Below are 14,158 nucleotides of genomic sequence, written 5' to 3'. Positions count from 1 at the left end.
ACCTTCCACGATTTTTTGTGAACATCTATGCCTACAAAAATCTTTTGACCGCTAAAATCTAATTGTGTACCTTGTTTCATGAGTTCTTGTTTTAAAGTGTTTGTAACTGTTTTTCACAATTAATCTACAACCTTTTTTTCAAGAACTCTTTTTACTTACACTCAACCAATTTCATACATACAATCTATTCGCGAACTTTTCTATCGGCCATGCACAGCTGATAGATCCTTCGTTCCTCAGGATGACAGGAGGTTAAATATTGTTCTCCGAATGTTGAACATGTAAAATATAAATATATTACCCATGCAAATCCGCCCCGCCACCTTCACCGATATCCCAACCCTGCTGCAATTTGAGCAGGGCGTTATCACCGCCGAGCGCCCTTTCGATCCAACGCTGGTACCCGGCGCCATCAAATATTACGACCTGGAAATGTTTATCACCTCGCCCGATGTGGAACTGTTAGTGGCCGAATTGGACGGCCAACTAATTGGCAGCGGCTACGCCCGCATTAAACAAAGCGAAAAGGTTTATTTCGATTTTGACCGCTTCGCCTACCTTGGTTTTATGTATGTTTTGCCGCAACACAGGGGCAAAGGCATCAATAAGCTCATCATCGACAGGTTAAAAGAATGGGTTAAATATCAAGGCCTTACCGAATTACGGCTACAGGTTTATGCTGATAATGAAGGCGCCGTGAGGGCTTATGAAAAGGTTGGGTTTGGGAAGCATATGGTAGAGATGCGGATGGGGTTGGAGTGAGAGGATGACAGTAACAAATGTCGTTCACGGTAGTCGAAACTACAAATAGCAGGTTGTAATTAAAACATTATGATTTTGAGTAGCCATATAGGCTGGTATAAGTATAGTTTAATTGTCTTCATCGTTCTGATACTTGCCAGCCAATACTATCAATCGTATTCTGGTCCTCGGAACGCACTTAAAGCGCATTTTAAGGGGGCGGTCGATGATGTTTCTTACGATGCAAAAGGAAATCCGTCTGTATATGTAAACCATAAAAAAAGGGATATTTATTGGATGACATGGCACCGGGACTGCATAATTCACAAAGGGGATACTTTGATTAAAAATAAGGGTGATCTTCGCCTTAGATTAATTCGGGCGAATCAAAGAGATACGATATTTTTTGATGACGCTCAATAATATTGGAGGTTAACGCCGCTGTTTGATTTCCGAACAGCGGTTTATTTTTTCTTTTATTCAACCTGTGGTAAAAACTACAGGTTGAATAAAAGAAACTCAGTTAGCAAAAAAAAGCTGTCCAATGCCTCTGACTTTGGACGGTTATACCTGTAGTCTCCAGACTACAAGGTGTTTGAAGCAATCATTTTGGCTGCGGATACAGTGCGTAATACCGTTTGAGTTTATGGTAGTTATAAACTATACGCACAGGGGGGCAGATATCGAACAGCGGAATACTACAGACAGCGGGGGGATTTAGCGAACATAAACAGGAAAACTAAGGTTTATGTTAGGTAAGTGCTCTCTTACGATTTTACAACATATATAATGATGCCCCAAATAAGCCGCATCGGCTATGCAGACTGTGTTATTCTTGTATAGACCAAAAAAATCATGATGAAGCTGGTTATGAACTTTAGCTTCAGACCCTCTGTTTACTGCTTCCCATGTAATATCTTCAAAGGATTGTCTATTATAAGGTTGATTTTTATAATAAAGCGTGAATTTTATCTTTTTGAATTTTTCAATCGACTTTGAATTTTGATGGTAGTCTTCAATATTTTGCCCATCAGCGTCATAAATTACACACTTTATTTTAAAATCCTTTTCAGCTATATCAAGGGTCTTCCCATCGCCTGAACGATTGATAAAATCATACGATTGGAGGTATTTCTTCCATAAAAACTCTTGTTGCTTGTAAGAAATATCCTTGATGATATATCGCTCTGGTTCCTCAATGTTATTTGAGTTGATTCTGTAAACCCAGTCGTAATATTCCTCAGGCAGATCAAGTTCGTCAATAACGTTTCCACCAATAATAATAGAATTTGATTTCGCTTTGGTTTGTAATTTGGCCGCTAAATCTGTGTGTAAACTGGTGGTGGTTAATTCCGCACAGCCTGGTACACCGTAATGCGACCAAAGCACTTCCTCATCCTTACCGAAGTCTATACCAATACGAATCTTGATTGGGTTTAATCCATTACGTGTAAACACTTCACTCAGGTCTTTTTCCACGAATTGGCAAAGTACGGAAGCCGCATTTAGGGCGTTTATAATTGCATCGTTTTTGTAATTATTCCGTCTAACAAATTGTACAAAAACGGCGTCGCCTTGCAACCTATGTATGTGGCCGCCAAAGAAGTTGGCAACGTGAATACATAAGGTTAACATCGAATCCTTGATAAGACGAACTTTTTCCAAAGAATGATTTAATCCGAGGCGGGTTGATCCTTTAATGTCTACAAACATAGAAACGCAATGATGATAACAACACCCGTCGTGTGGTACGTCATCAAAATCGGGATGTGATCCAATAACTATATTTTGAAATGATGATTTATTAGTGCCGAATAATCTTTCAAGACCGCTTTTATCAAAGTCTAGAAGTACCTTATCGCCGGTAAGCTGTAGGTGAGAATTTTGGGCCGCGAATAGTTTAACAGATGCGTTTCCTTTAAGTATGTCAGACGATAATGCCCTTTTATGGGTAGCGCCGGTAAAATTACTGATTTGGCCCTCAGTTAAAATACTCTCAATATCTTGGGCGTAATTTCCAAATAATTTCATAAGCTGTGAATGATAATTAGGGCAATACTGTAAACTACTACTGCCAATTGAAAAAAAATGATTTTAGTGGCCCATTCCAGTTGCCTGTATTTTTTACGCAGGGCTTTTGATAACTGATGCGTTTGCTTGGATAAATCAGCGTAAACATCTGCTTCTTCCTGTCTTTTAAGCGCTTCAATGTATTTTTCGGATGTGTCAAATGCAGACACCGAACCGAAATAGATCAGTGAGTGGTATTGGTCTGTTGAGGAATTTCCGGATTTTAGAAAGGGGTAGACCGCTAAAAGCACAGTCACTAAACTGGCTATACCAGCAGCTATTAGCAGAAATATGCCAATTTTAAGGTAAGCAGCGAGGTCTGGTCCGACTAAGCCTGTAAGTGTTGCGTAATTGGTGAGTAACCCTCCACATAGAAAGGTGTTAAAGGCTAAAAGAAAAGCGCCCTTTGTATTCGCACCGCTAATGTAGGTGTCGAATCGTTGCATGATGAATTTTAATTGATCCTGACTGACTGCCATAAAATATCTGTTATTTAAGACTCTATTAATTATTTTCTACCGGAAAGAATGATGTCGGAAATGATATACCGTAGCTTATCTTTTAAATCATAATCAATTTCCAATTCTTCTGCCTTGTTGCACATTTCAAGCAGTTTGGCGAACGCTTTAATTTCATTGTCAATTTTCATTTTGAAAATGTCCCTTAGTTCAAGAATATCTTTGAATGCGCTGCGAGGGTTGCTCAGTTTGTTAACAATACGTGCTCGTAATTCATCAGGAGCTTTAATTCCCTTAACTTCATGAAGATCTTTGATGTATTCATCAGTATCATTTAACAAAGTATAAACTTCGTTCAGATTATTTAGCGTTTTTTTAGGCCCGGTTGAATGTGAGATTATAAGTTTGTTTTGTTTGGCCTCTTCTGTGGCCGGAAATAGGTAGATGCCATGATGCATCTTTCCACCCACCCGGATAATCTTCGTGAAATTTAAAGAACCCTGGCCCAGGTCGTTGGTGGTGACTATCATTGCTGAACTTACCTTGCCAAACTCTTTCGCATCTTTCAATTGTTTTTCCGATATAATCAGTTCCAGTTTGGATTCCGAAACAGCAGAGCTTGTTATGGCATATTGATTGCCTTTATTAACTTTCATGTCTTTGTGAAGTGAAAGCATGGCAACTACAAACGTGAAATCTATGCCGTATTCAAAATAACGGTCGGTAGAAGTGATACCTCGCAGGAACAGTTCATTGTTGTTAGCGACGAGCCTATAGCTTCGATGCTTGTTAAATTTTTTGTCTGTTGTAGCCAGCGTTTTGAAGAAATTGATATTATATTCTGCCAGTCCACCCAAACCGTTTTTGTATAAACGATTGGCGTACTTTGCCATATCATATTCATCAAAGAATGTATTTTTGGAATCATAAATGGTGTAACAATCCAAACCGGTTTTTACCTCATCAATTTCCACATATTCTCCAAAATTGAATATCAGCGGGTGATGTCCCGTTACATCCGCCACGGGCTTCGCACTCTCCCGTATGGTAATGTCCTTGGTATGAGCTAAAATTGAAAAACGCTCGAACTGGTTAATGATGAGTTTTATCTTGTTGTGAACGGTATCAATGTGGTCAACCACGATAAATTCATCTTTGATATCATCCGTTTTGAATGACTCAATCACATCCTTTTGGTAGGGATGCTCGTTTAATAATGCTAATAGCGTACTTACTTTTAGTTTTCCGCTGCTCAACGCATCATCAAATACGATGCGCTTTTGGGTAAATCTCTCTCCCATAACTAATCCTCCTTTTTTTTGATTTTTAATAATTACAGCCGGTACTCAGTTAGACCGGTGGCACATCACAAGGGAAAAGGAAAGAATTTGCGGATTTACTTGCGCTAAAAGTAACTTTTTTTACTTTTGTGCTTTAAAAACAAATCCGAGGACGCGAAACCTCATTCATTCGTATCAATTCACCCTGTGCGAGTGATCTTTAAATCTTAAAGGCTCAGACGTCACCACACGTTCTGGGCTTTTTAAGTTTTTAGACCACACCTAATATTTTTTATTGCTCTATTGCCATATATCGTATTTTTTCTAATTGTTAGTCTGGTTTAATTCTTCAAAAAAGCTGACTAAGTCCTGAACCGTAAAGTAAGGGTTACGTTCATGTACAGGCGCTTCACTGTTACCTTGAGTCCTATTAATCAGATTTGCCCGTTCTATAGCCGTAGCTAAACGGTCTTTTAGTGCTGCAAAGGCATTTATTTTAGTTTTATGATATTGAGGCCATAACCTGTTTAAATGCCGAATAACTTCCTCCCCGTTGTTAAACGCCCGTCCACAATGCTCAAAATGTAAAATGAACCAATGCTCAATACAAATTGAAGTATAGGCGATACGGAAGCCGTATTTGTTGATAAGAGCGAAAGCCTCACCTAATTGCGGCCAGTTATCGTTATCAAAAAAAAGCCAAACAATATCGTAGGCATTTCGCTCCTTGTTAGCATTCCGTTCTCTTTTATGGGCCTCTTGAACCAGGCTTTTAGGATCATTTTGGGTTTGATAAAATATTTCAATAGCAACAGACCGCTGCAATTCACGCGGCAGTTCCATTTGAAGTGACTTGGCGTAGATATATTCTGTAGCCCCTTCACATAATATCAAAATCCTTTTATTAATCCTCAGCTTCGCCATTCGCCTGCATTTCAATTAAAAAATCTACATCGTTAATGATCGGCGTCGCGCCGAACCGTCCACTGGCATACCATTTATCCAATGGTGTACCTAAGCGAATACCCTGAATGTCTGAACACCTGTATAAGGATGTAGCACCATATTCGTTTTTTTCAGTGAACCAAACCTGGTCACGTCTAAAGTGATCATTAGATAACTGCGTAATATCGTGTGTTGCAAATATCAATTGCGCATTGTGTTGGTTAACCACAGGATTATGAAAAAGCTGTATCAAAAACTGTGTAATACTGGGATGTAGATTTTTTTCAAATTCATCTACGACCAGTACTCTGCCATTATCCAGCGCATCTAAAATGATACCACCGATAACAAATAAACTTTTGGTTCCCGCTGATTCATCACTTACGTCAAACGAAGCAAAACCCGCGGCTTTTCCTCCATCAAAAACTGGATGCTGCGTTTTAATATCATATTTATAGTCTTCCTGGACTTGTTTTTTCAGGTCTTCCGGGAGATTGCCGGGAAATTTATAACCATCCCAGTCAACTTCTTCGGCAGCAACTGCACAAATTCCGGTATCCAATGCACAGATCAAAGCATTGAAACGTTTCGAAAATCTCGAATCTTTATCTTCTGCTAAACGTTTAGCGTAAAGCCTGGCCAAATTATTTTCATGGTAATCTTCCATCATCGGATACACGGTTAGCCCTTTTGTGAAGAACCGGTATGCATCTAATAGCGCATCTACATTATTTTCGGCTGCTTTAGACAGAAATAGTTGGTTGGGCAGCAATAATTTTTCAAGCGTTTTTTTTGGCCCTTTGTAATAATCCCCAAACTTCATTTCCTTACCTGTTGTCCTCGAATAAAGCAACGTTCTGGTACTTGTTGGATAATAATAAAGTTCCTCTGATTCGATATCCTTAGACTTAATGGACAATATATAATCGTACTGAACTTTTTTCGCTATAAAACTAACTTCAAAGGTTACGGGTAATCCAGCACACGCTTTTTCCAGTCGGTGAGGTTCAAAAGGGGCAATGCTATCATCCGGTCTAAAGCTCGCTGATTTTTTTACCAAATATTCCAGTGCTTTGATCGCCCTTAAAAAACCACTCTTACCGGAGGCGTTAGGCCCGTAAATTACTGCTGATTTCAGCAGTTGCTTTTTATTATTCCCTTTAAAATGGTTCGATGAAAGTCCCTTTAATCCTGTTTTTAACATGCTTAGTTCCACACGGTCACGAACTGATCTGAAGTTGGTTGTTGCAAATGATAATAACATGATTTTGTTTTATTTACTTGGCAAATGTAATTATTTATCCGAAATAAAATAATTATTTACAATAATAATGCAAATTAAATCTTTTTATCGGTAAATTAATGATTTTGTCTTTTTGAATCAATTTAGACAGATTGCAATCAATTTTCTGTTTACTCCTTAGCCACAGCCCAAGCCATATATCTAACTCGCCCAACCAACTCATTATTACCAACCCATGACCTCCCCCCACCACCCGTTTCCTTACATTTGCCCGTAAATAATCGAGTTGATGATGAAGAAAATAGGATTTTTATCATTTGGGCATTGGTCCAACCATCCTGCGTACCAGGCCCGTACTGCGGGTGATACTTTGCTGCAGTCAATTGATTTGGCTGTTGCCGCGGAAGAGATTGGTGTGGACGGTGCGTATTTCCGGGTTCATCATTTTGCGCGGCAGTTGGCATCGCCATTTCCGCTGCTTTCGGCTATTGGGGCAAAAACCAGTAAGATAGAGATTGGGACGGGTGTTATAGATATGCGGTATGAAAACCCCATGTATATGGTGGAAGATGCCGGCGCTGCCGACCTGATCTCAGGCGGGCGCCTACAATTGGGTATCAGCCGCGGCTCGCCCGAGCAGGTGATTGAAGGCTGGCGTTATTTCGGTTACGAACCTGCTGCCGGGGAAAACGATGCAGATATGGGGCGAAAAAAGGCCCTGGACTTTCTGGATAAATTAAAAGGTGCCGGATTTGCAGAGCCTAACCCTTACCCGATGTTCCCGAACCCGCCGGGCCTGTTACGCCTGGAGCCGCATTCGGAAGGATTGCGGGAACGCATCTGGTGGGGAGCTGCCTCAAACGCAACCGCGGTTTGGGCGGCCGAACAAGGCATGCACCTGCAAAGCTCGACCCTGAAATTTGACGAAAGCGGCAAGCCTTTTCACATTCAGCAGGCAGAACAGATCAGGTTATATAAAGAAGCCTGGAAAAACGCCGGGCACCAACGGGAGGCGAGGGTTTCGGTAAGCCGGTCCATTTTTGCACTGGTAACTGAACAGGATAGGCAATATTTTGGGCAGCAGGGTAAAGGGGGCGATAGTTTTGGTTACATTGAAGCTGATAAACGGGCCGTATTTGGCAAAAGCTATGCAGCCGAGCCCGACCAGCTCATCAAAGAACTGGCCCAGGACGAAGCGATACAGGAAGCAGATACCTTGCTGCTAACCATACCGAACACACTGGGCGTTGAGTACAATGTTCATGTGCTATCGGCCATTTTGGAGCATGTTGCCCCGGCATTGGGTTGGCGATGAATAAGCTTATCAGCGTAAACTTTCGCTGGGTGTGACCGGTTGTTATCCTATCCCGCTGTCCGGGGTCGCTGACCCCGGACGACTATGCCTGCAGTTTACAACTACAGTAGCCTCTTCATTTTTTAGTTGGATAACACAGCCAGGGGTGAATTATTTGGTTGTAGCGAGGATTTCAGTTTAACAAAATTTAACCTTTTTGCTGAACAGATTTGAAAGCGGTTCTCTTAATTTTATAATGTTCCTTTTAGCAGGGTAAATAAAATGGAGTGTTTTCAATCGCTTATAAATGACAGGTAAAAAGTTTATTCTTTTATGTGTAATTTGTGTTGTGAACCAGGGGCCTTTGTTTGCTCAAAATATCCAACCCCAAAAGGGGATATTATTCAAAAGCGGAACTAATTTGAGGCTGGGAAGTGTTGTTGTTTTAAATAAACGAACGATGATGCAAGCACGTTCGAACATTTATGGCGTTTTTAGTATAGCCTCGCAATCCGGTGATACTTTGCAGTTCAAAAACGATAATTTTCAAGTCACGGAATTTGTAGTAAATGATTTTGCAGACCACGTAATATTTATGGCTCCTATAATTCAACTTGGCGAGGTGGTAATTAAGGAAAATTCATTAAAAAGCGATATCAAAGAAGTACAAAGAGGCTACAGGGAGAAAAGTGTATTCTACACCGGGACACCACATTACTATTATCTTTTTTTGAAGCCAATGACTTTTATTTATGAAAACTTTAAAAGTGAGGTTAAGGATGCGCGCCGGTTTAATAAATATGCAGGCAAACAATTAGCGGCAAGCAAAATTTCGGCGCGGTTTAATGATGAAAGTATAAAAAAAGCTATACCCATAGCAGATAGTGAACTGGAAAGCTTTGAGTTAAAATATATGCCCACCCTCAAGCAAATTGACGCAATGAACGATTACGACCTGGTTATCTACATCAAAAATTGTTATGAGGTTTTTAAAAAAAGTAACATTCCAAATACTTCTGATCTTTTTTAGCTTCGTTCACTATTTAAATTTCAGCCGATGGCCGGCATTGCATCGCACCACGATAGAAATGTTAAAAGAAAAGTTGCTTATGCTGTAGTCAGAGACTATAGGCATAGTGGTTTCGAAGTCTGGAGACTCGAATAGCGAGGGTCAGACACATTTGAAACACCCGCCACGGGGTTTTAAGGCTTAAATCAGCTCCATCACCTGATATAAATCTCGCCTGGGTTGCCAACGATCGGCGGCGGCGGTACAAAACCTTTGCGCGAGCCGGGCTCAAGCGTCCAGATGTTGATCACGTCGGGGACTGATTTGTTTTGCTGTTGCTTTTTAATCACGTCCAACTGGCAAATGGATGATGTGGCTACCGCCAGGTTCATGTCATCTACATAAAAACCATCTACAGCAAACCTAACATCTTCTTTTATATCCAGCCAATCTTTAATTTCTTTAAACGACCGCGTTTTTATTTCAATTCCTTTTTTAAGGTTTATGAATAAAATTCCATCTTTAGAAAGGTTCCTGAACTGCGGCGGAATATTTTCCGTGCCTTTAAAAACGTTGATGGATTCAATATCATTAGGGTTAATGTTTAGGCCGCTGCCAATAATATGGTTGTTTATTACATACGCTGGTATTCGTTGCCTTGCATCTGGCAAGTGCCTGTAAACTGTATCAGTTTGCGCCTTAACAAGCACTGTACTTAAGCAAAGCAACATAAGTGCAAGCCCTTTTTTTAAAGTCGGGTAGCTAAGTTTCATTATCATAAAGTTGAATTTAATACAGGATGCTGTTATGCCTTAATTTCCATAAAAATACTTTTTTCAAATAATTTATCCCAACTATAGCGCATTAGTAACCCACCAGGTATTCCCAAACGGATCTTTAACCCCGGCGCTGCGGCCGTAGGGCTGGTCGGCTGGTGGTATAACGCTTTCGGCGCCGTTATCAAGGGCTTTTTGGTAGGTTTCGTCGCAGCTATCTACATAAATAAACAGCCCGGCATTTTGCTGGGCATAGGTATCGGTACAATCGGCAAACATAATGGTGCTGCCTTTGATATTCACCTCGGCATGCATAATGGTTGTTTCATCGCGCATGTGTTTATACTGCTCCGTAGCATCAAAAACATTTTGCATAAACTCAATAAATTTAGCCGCATCCTTTATAATAAGGTAAGGCATAATACGCTGGTAATTTTCGGGGATGTTTTTTGTAGTTTCCATTTTGGTTTGTTTTTAAACAAATGTAGGGTGCCGGATTTAACCAAAATTGTAAAAACCGGACATGTTTTAATTTAGGATTTTCGATTTTTAACCGTCCCGGCCCCAGCGCGGGTCCTTCGACAGGCTCAGGATGTCCCCTTTTTAATTTTCACTTTAAACTTATAAACCCTTCCGCTTTTCCCGAAAAATAAAAGCCGGGATGATAGCCGGTAAAAGCCTTTACATCATGTATAAAATGCGATTGATCGTAGTATCCGCAGTCGAGCGCTATTTGTGTTAATGATTTGTTGCCGCTGTATTGTTGTATGGCATCATGCAGGCGCACCAGGCGCAGGTAAGTTTTAGGGCTAAAGCCGGCATGTTCTTTAAACAGCCTGTCGAACTGCCTTACCGATAGGTTAAATGCATCGGCCAGCTGTGCAACAGTTCTGTTTTGATTGGAGTGGATTACCTGCCTTATGGCGGTAGCTGCGCGGTCGTCCTTTGGGGTGCTGTGCTGTAACCTGCCTGTTAAAAAATCGCTTAAAATCCGGGCCCGTTGATAATTATCCGGGGCAAGCATTATCTGCTCTTCCAGTTCGCGGCCGGGCCTGCCTAAAAATGTATCATAATCCAGGGCAAGGTTACTGGTCTCGCTACTGGGGATCCGGAAAAAGCGGGGTACAGCAAATGGATAAATATAAGCGCCAAAAATGCCAAAACTCTGCCCGGTTACAAACCTCCTGTATCTGTTGGATTGAAATTGAATGCCCGACGGACCTGCATTCTGGCCGCTATCCGTTAGCTCGTCAAAGGTGGCCCGGTAATGAAACACCATCTCGGTACAGCCATCGGCTATAGAGCGGTAAACATATTCAGGCTGCTCCGCTGTAAGCTCATGCTCCAGCACCCAAAAAAACCTCACATAAGGTTTTAATATATCGGGTGGAGGGATGGTGTAGTAGCGCATTTTTTTGATTTCGGATTAAGCTAGTTGAGGGCTTGGCTGTTTCGCGATTTATTAGTTTAAAATTAAGGTTAATTTTTGATTTTTTGGGTTGATAATCGTCATTTAGCACCCTTCCAACACGTCGCCGGAGATATCTGCCATAATGTTCAGCCTGTGTCCGGGTGTGTCACAGATAAAAAGAGAGGTTTTTTTTTTATGTTGTTTTAATTATTCAGCGGAGGCTGCAAATCATTTGTTCAGATATTTTTGATACCACCCTGCCACAAGCTTAACAACACTTTTTTAAACCCTTTTCTTCTCCTGTAAAAAGGGGCTTTTTACCCTGTTGTGTAAGATGGCAACACGCTACTTTGCAGCAACTTAAAAACTTCAGATTATGACGATGCCCACAATTAAATTATTGCCGGACCCACCGGCCCCCAAAGGAATTAATGACTTTCCGCTTCCGCCGCCTGCGCAGGTAATAGTGAAAATACCTTTGCCTGATGAAACCAAAGTTGTAAAGGAAATGGACTACATGGGCCAGAAGTATGTATGGGAATTGCGGTTTACCAAGCAGCAATTAGAATTCAAGCAACAATGGGTACGTGTAACCAGTTGCACCATTACACCAGATACGCCTTTTTCGCAGGAAGAGTCTGTGAGTATTGGCGTAGCGCTAAGTGTTGGCGCCCGTGAAGAATTTTCGGCCTCGCTTGGTTTAAAGGTGGGATCGTATCTGGATATAGGCGCAAAACTAACTATGGAGCTTTCGGCGGAAGTGACACTTGCCGAGGTAGTAACCAAAAAGAAAACTTTTAATGCCAAAACGCAGGTCTCGCAGGCATCTTATATGTGGTGGCAGCTTAAAAGTACCTACACGGTTACCGGATATCGTGTGGTGGCTGTAAAGCTTAATGGACAAGATCAGCATACTGATGGTGCCGACTTCAAAAATCCGTTGGTATGCGATGAGGATGTTAGTATGAGTACCCAATTTCCTGCTTCGGCAAAAGCAGAATTTATGGTTTCCGACATCTAACACGCTCCCATACGGTTAAGTATTGTAAGGGGTGAGACGGTTAACGATAAAAGCCTTTGGTTAAAAGATCAAAGGCTTTCTTCGTTAAAAACTTATGTCATAAATCAGACACTTAATACCTATTGCTCACTTGCTTAAAAGCAAATTACTTCCGATCTTTGAATTGAATGTTTAAACATTTAATTAAGGTAAAACAATGGAAATAGGAATAGATAGCTTCGCTTCGGCGATGTACGGCAGTAATGAGTTAAGCGGCGTTGATGCAATGGAACAACTGCTTGACCGCATTGCTTTTGCTGATGAGGTGGGATTGGACGTTTTTGGTATTGGCGAACATCATAAAAAGGAGTTCCTGGATTCGGCCACTGCGGTAATCCTGGCCGCTGCTGCCGCGCGCACCAAGCGCATTAAACTTACAAGCGCTGTGACGGTATTAAGCGCTGCCGACCCGGTGCGTGTGTACCAGAGCTTTGCTACGCTGGATCTGATCTCGAAAGGCCGTGCAGAAATGGTGGTTGGTCGCGGATCATCTGTTGAAGCCTATCCTTTGTTTGGTTTCAGCCTGAATGATTATGACGCCTTGTTTAAGGAGAAACTGGATTTGCTGCTTAAAGTTAGGGATAGTGAATTTGTTACCTGGTCGGGCAGGTTCCGTGCTCCGTTGGCCAATTTGGCGATTTACCCAAGGGCCTTACAAACAAAGTTGCCGGTATGGTTAGGCGTGGGTGGTACGCCTGAGTCGTTTGCAAGGGCAGGCACCTTGGGGCTGCCCTTGATGGTTGCAGTTATTGGCGGCGAAACGCACAGGTTCAGGCCCCTGGTTGATCATTACCGCGAGGCCGGGCGCAGGGCAGGTTTCAGCCCTGAACAACTGAAGGTAGGCTTGCATTCACCGGGCTATGTAGCTGCTACCAACGAGGAAGCGATTGCCGGCTATTACCCCGGCTATGCAGAGCTTTGGACTAAGCTGGGCCGCGAACGCGGATGGCCGCCGGTAACCAAAGCGCAGTTTGATAGCCTGGCAGCGCCAAAAGGTGTCTTAGTGTTAGGCAGTCCGGAACAGGTGGCCGAAAAGCTGCTGCGCCATAGCGAAGCATTGGGCGGGGTAGATAGGTTTACCTTCCAAATGGATAATGCCGGGTTAACGCATGCACAGTTAATGAGTTCTATCGAATTGATTGGCAAAAAGGTGATCCCGCTTGTTAATGGCGATTAGCTTAATTTTAATACACCGGTAACAGGTAATTGAAAATACCCGCATGAGGGATATGTTAGGTTAAGAAAAAGAGAAGGGCAAATAATATCGAACACTGAATTTCGAATTTCCAACACCGAAGTTTTTCTTCATTATTCGATATTCGACATTCGGTGTTCGATATGAAACCGGCCTTAATTCTTTACTTAATTGGGATGCCAGCCAACATAGTTTTGATAATTTTTATTTTACGATAACCTGGTTAGAGAACATTGAAATAGTCTCGGTACTGGCGCGGTGGGCTGTAACTTCGAGCGTAGTTGTACCGCTTCCTTTTGCGGTAAAGGTCCAGATATCCTTACCAAAATCGCCTATTAAGCCCTGGTGTACGCCTACATGTTCCTGATGGCTCACCAATGTTAATACCGAAGTGTTGTACTGCGGGTTGTTAAACTGGTAACCGCCATCGCCAGGATTGCCCAAGGTTAAAGAAATGGTTTGGCCAATAGTAACCGAGGTTGTGCTGCCTGCATCGGCTGCGGTTAGTTGCTTAACAATGCTTTTATCTCCCATGTTTTTATCCTTATGGCAAGCCATTATAGCCAGGCAAGCTATGATACATGTAAAGTTGTAAATTAATTTCATGATAAGTTTAGTTTGTTAGTTTATAAATGTAAGCGCATTGTATTAATAACCGCTATATATCATATAACGT

14 protein-coding genes are annotated in these 14,158 nt (G+C 41.7%); 5 read left to right on the top strand and 9 right to left on the bottom strand.

Translation table 11 applies throughout. From position 1 onward, the window contains the following. Positions 1-303: 303 nt before the first annotated feature. Entirely contained in the window at positions 304-762 is a 459-nt protein-coding gene (locus AC1DXF_RS05580) for an N-acetyltransferase family protein (RefSeq protein WP_477446961.1), read from the top strand. A gap of 696 nt (positions 763-1,458) precedes the next feature. Here the strand turns inward: AC1DXF_RS05580 and AC1DXF_RS05575 are convergent. From AC1DXF_RS05575 to AC1DXF_RS05555, 5 genes are all read right to left on the bottom strand, one after another. Beyond that, entirely contained in the window at positions 1,459-2,772 is a 1,314-nt protein-coding gene (locus AC1DXF_RS05575; protein WP_477446959.1) for a nucleotide-binding domain-containing protein, read from the bottom strand. Beyond that, on the bottom strand, positions 2,769-3,290 hold the full coding sequence (locus AC1DXF_RS05570; RefSeq protein ID WP_477446957.1) for a Pycsar system effector family protein: 522 nt from the start codon (positions 3,288-3,290) through the stop codon (positions 2,769-2,771). Before AC1DXF_RS05570 ends, AC1DXF_RS05575 begins: the two co-directional genes overlap by 4 nt. Before the next feature lie 29 nt (positions 3,291-3,319). Next, a complete protein-coding gene (locus AC1DXF_RS05565) occupies positions 3,320-4,570 on the bottom strand; it encodes a hypothetical protein (protein ID WP_477446955.1) in 1,251 nt (416 codons plus the stop codon). Positions 4,571-4,873: 303 nt separating this feature from the next. Beyond that, positions 4,874-5,473, bottom strand: a complete 600-nt coding sequence (locus AC1DXF_RS05560) for an RloB family protein (protein ID WP_477446953.1) — start codon at positions 5,471-5,473, stop codon at positions 4,874-4,876. After that, a complete protein-coding gene (locus AC1DXF_RS05555) occupies positions 5,454-6,758 on the bottom strand; it encodes an AAA family ATPase (RefSeq protein WP_477446951.1) in 1,305 nt (434 codons plus the stop codon). The genes AC1DXF_RS05560 and AC1DXF_RS05555 overlap by 20 nt, the downstream gene beginning before the upstream one ends. 271 nt (positions 6,759-7,029) lie before the next feature. Here AC1DXF_RS05555 and AC1DXF_RS05550 point away from each other — a divergent pair, with 271 nt between their 5' ends. Continuing rightward, on the top strand, positions 7,030-8,052 hold the full coding sequence (locus AC1DXF_RS05550; RefSeq protein ID WP_477446965.1) for an LLM class flavin-dependent oxidoreductase: 1,023 nt from the start codon (positions 7,030-7,032) through the stop codon (positions 8,050-8,052). 439 nt (positions 8,053-8,491) lie between these two features. Beyond that, positions 8,492-9,061 carry a hypothetical protein gene (locus tag AC1DXF_RS05545; protein WP_477446949.1) on the top strand — a complete coding sequence of 190 codons (570 nt, stop codon included), beginning with the start codon at positions 8,492-8,494 and terminating at the stop codon, positions 9,059-9,061. A gap of 194 nt (positions 9,062-9,255) precedes the next feature. Here AC1DXF_RS05545 and AC1DXF_RS05540 read toward each other — a convergent pair whose 3' ends face one another. The 3 genes from AC1DXF_RS05540 to AC1DXF_RS05530 all read right to left on the bottom strand — a co-directional run bounded on the left by AC1DXF_RS05540 (position 9,256) and on the right by AC1DXF_RS05530 (position 11,227). Then, complete coding sequence (locus AC1DXF_RS05540) at positions 9,256-9,813, bottom strand: hypothetical protein (protein ID WP_477446947.1); 558 nt, start codon at positions 9,811-9,813, stop codon at positions 9,256-9,258. Positions 9,814-9,894: 81 nt separating this feature from the next. Continuing rightward, positions 9,895-10,278, bottom strand: a complete 384-nt coding sequence (locus tag AC1DXF_RS05535; RefSeq protein ID WP_477446945.1) for a VOC family protein — start codon at positions 10,276-10,278, stop codon at positions 9,895-9,897. 148 nt (positions 10,279-10,426) lie between these two features. Next, on the bottom strand, positions 10,427-11,227 hold the full coding sequence (locus AC1DXF_RS05530; RefSeq protein ID WP_477446943.1) for a helix-turn-helix domain-containing protein: 801 nt from the start codon (positions 11,225-11,227) through the stop codon (positions 10,427-10,429). 376 nt (positions 11,228-11,603) lie between these two features. On the opposite strand from AC1DXF_RS05530, the gene AC1DXF_RS05525 reads away from it, so the two are divergent. Next, positions 11,604-12,248 (top strand): hypothetical protein, encoded by a 645-nt coding sequence (locus AC1DXF_RS05525; RefSeq protein WP_477446941.1) that lies wholly within the window; start codon positions 11,604-11,606, stop codon positions 12,246-12,248. Positions 12,249-12,444: 196 nt separating this feature from the next. Next, entirely contained in the window at positions 12,445-13,464 is a 1,020-nt protein-coding gene (locus AC1DXF_RS05520; RefSeq protein WP_477446939.1) for an LLM class flavin-dependent oxidoreductase, read from the top strand. A 222-nt stretch (positions 13,465-13,686) separates the two neighbouring features. On the opposite strand, the gene AC1DXF_RS05515 is transcribed toward AC1DXF_RS05520, so the two are convergent. Further along, positions 13,687-14,088 carry a protease inhibitor I42 family protein gene (locus tag AC1DXF_RS05515; protein WP_477446937.1) on the bottom strand — a complete coding sequence of 134 codons (402 nt, stop codon included), beginning with the start codon at positions 14,086-14,088 and terminating at the stop codon, positions 13,687-13,689. Positions 14,089-14,158: the final 70 nt, after the last annotated feature.

This window comes from Mucilaginibacter sp. P2_A5 (genome assembly GCF_056404995.1).
Note: the sequence above shows the minus strand (reverse complement) of the source record. Positions and strands in the feature narration are given on the sequence as shown.

What these genes read in the sequence shown, in the direction of transcription:
- AC1DXF_RS05580 (WP_477446961.1), top strand. Translation starts at nt 304, where the DNA reads ATGCAAATCCGCCCCGCCACCTTCACCGATATCCCAACCCTGCTGCAA.
- AC1DXF_RS05575 (WP_477446959.1), bottom strand. Translation starts at nt 2,772, where the DNA reads ATGAAATTATTTGGAAATTACGCCCAAGATATTGAGAGTATTTTAACT.
- AC1DXF_RS05570 (WP_477446957.1), bottom strand. Translation starts at nt 3,290, where the DNA reads ATGGCAGTCAGTCAGGATCAATTAAAATTCATCATGCAACGATTCGAC.
- AC1DXF_RS05565 (WP_477446955.1), bottom strand. Translation starts at nt 4,570, where the DNA reads ATGGGAGAGAGATTTACCCAAAAGCGCATCGTATTTGATGATGCGTTG.
- AC1DXF_RS05560 (WP_477446953.1), bottom strand. Translation starts at nt 5,473, where the DNA reads ATGGCGAAGCTGAGGATTAATAAAAGGATTTTGATATTATGTGAAGGG.
- AC1DXF_RS05555 (WP_477446951.1), bottom strand. Translation starts at nt 6,758, where the DNA reads ATGTTATTATCATTTGCAACAACCAACTTCAGATCAGTTCGTGACCGT.
- AC1DXF_RS05550 (WP_477446965.1), top strand. Translation starts at nt 7,030, where the DNA reads ATGAAGAAAATAGGATTTTTATCATTTGGGCATTGGTCCAACCATCCT.
- AC1DXF_RS05545 (WP_477446949.1), top strand. Translation starts at nt 8,492, where the DNA reads ATGATGCAAGCACGTTCGAACATTTATGGCGTTTTTAGTATAGCCTCG.
- AC1DXF_RS05540 (WP_477446947.1), bottom strand. Translation starts at nt 9,813, where the DNA reads ATGAAACTTAGCTACCCGACTTTAAAAAAAGGGCTTGCACTTATGTTG.
- AC1DXF_RS05535 (WP_477446945.1), bottom strand. Translation starts at nt 10,278, where the DNA reads ATGGAAACTACAAAAAACATCCCCGAAAATTACCAGCGTATTATGCCT.
- AC1DXF_RS05530 (WP_477446943.1), bottom strand. Translation starts at nt 11,227, where the DNA reads ATGCGCTACTACACCATCCCTCCACCCGATATATTAAAACCTTATGTG.
- AC1DXF_RS05525 (WP_477446941.1), top strand. Translation starts at nt 11,604, where the DNA reads ATGACGATGCCCACAATTAAATTATTGCCGGACCCACCGGCCCCCAAA.
- AC1DXF_RS05520 (WP_477446939.1), top strand. Translation starts at nt 12,445, where the DNA reads ATGGAAATAGGAATAGATAGCTTCGCTTCGGCGATGTACGGCAGTAAT.
- AC1DXF_RS05515 (WP_477446937.1), bottom strand. Translation starts at nt 14,088, where the DNA reads ATGAAATTAATTTACAACTTTACATGTATCATAGCTTGCCTGGCTATA.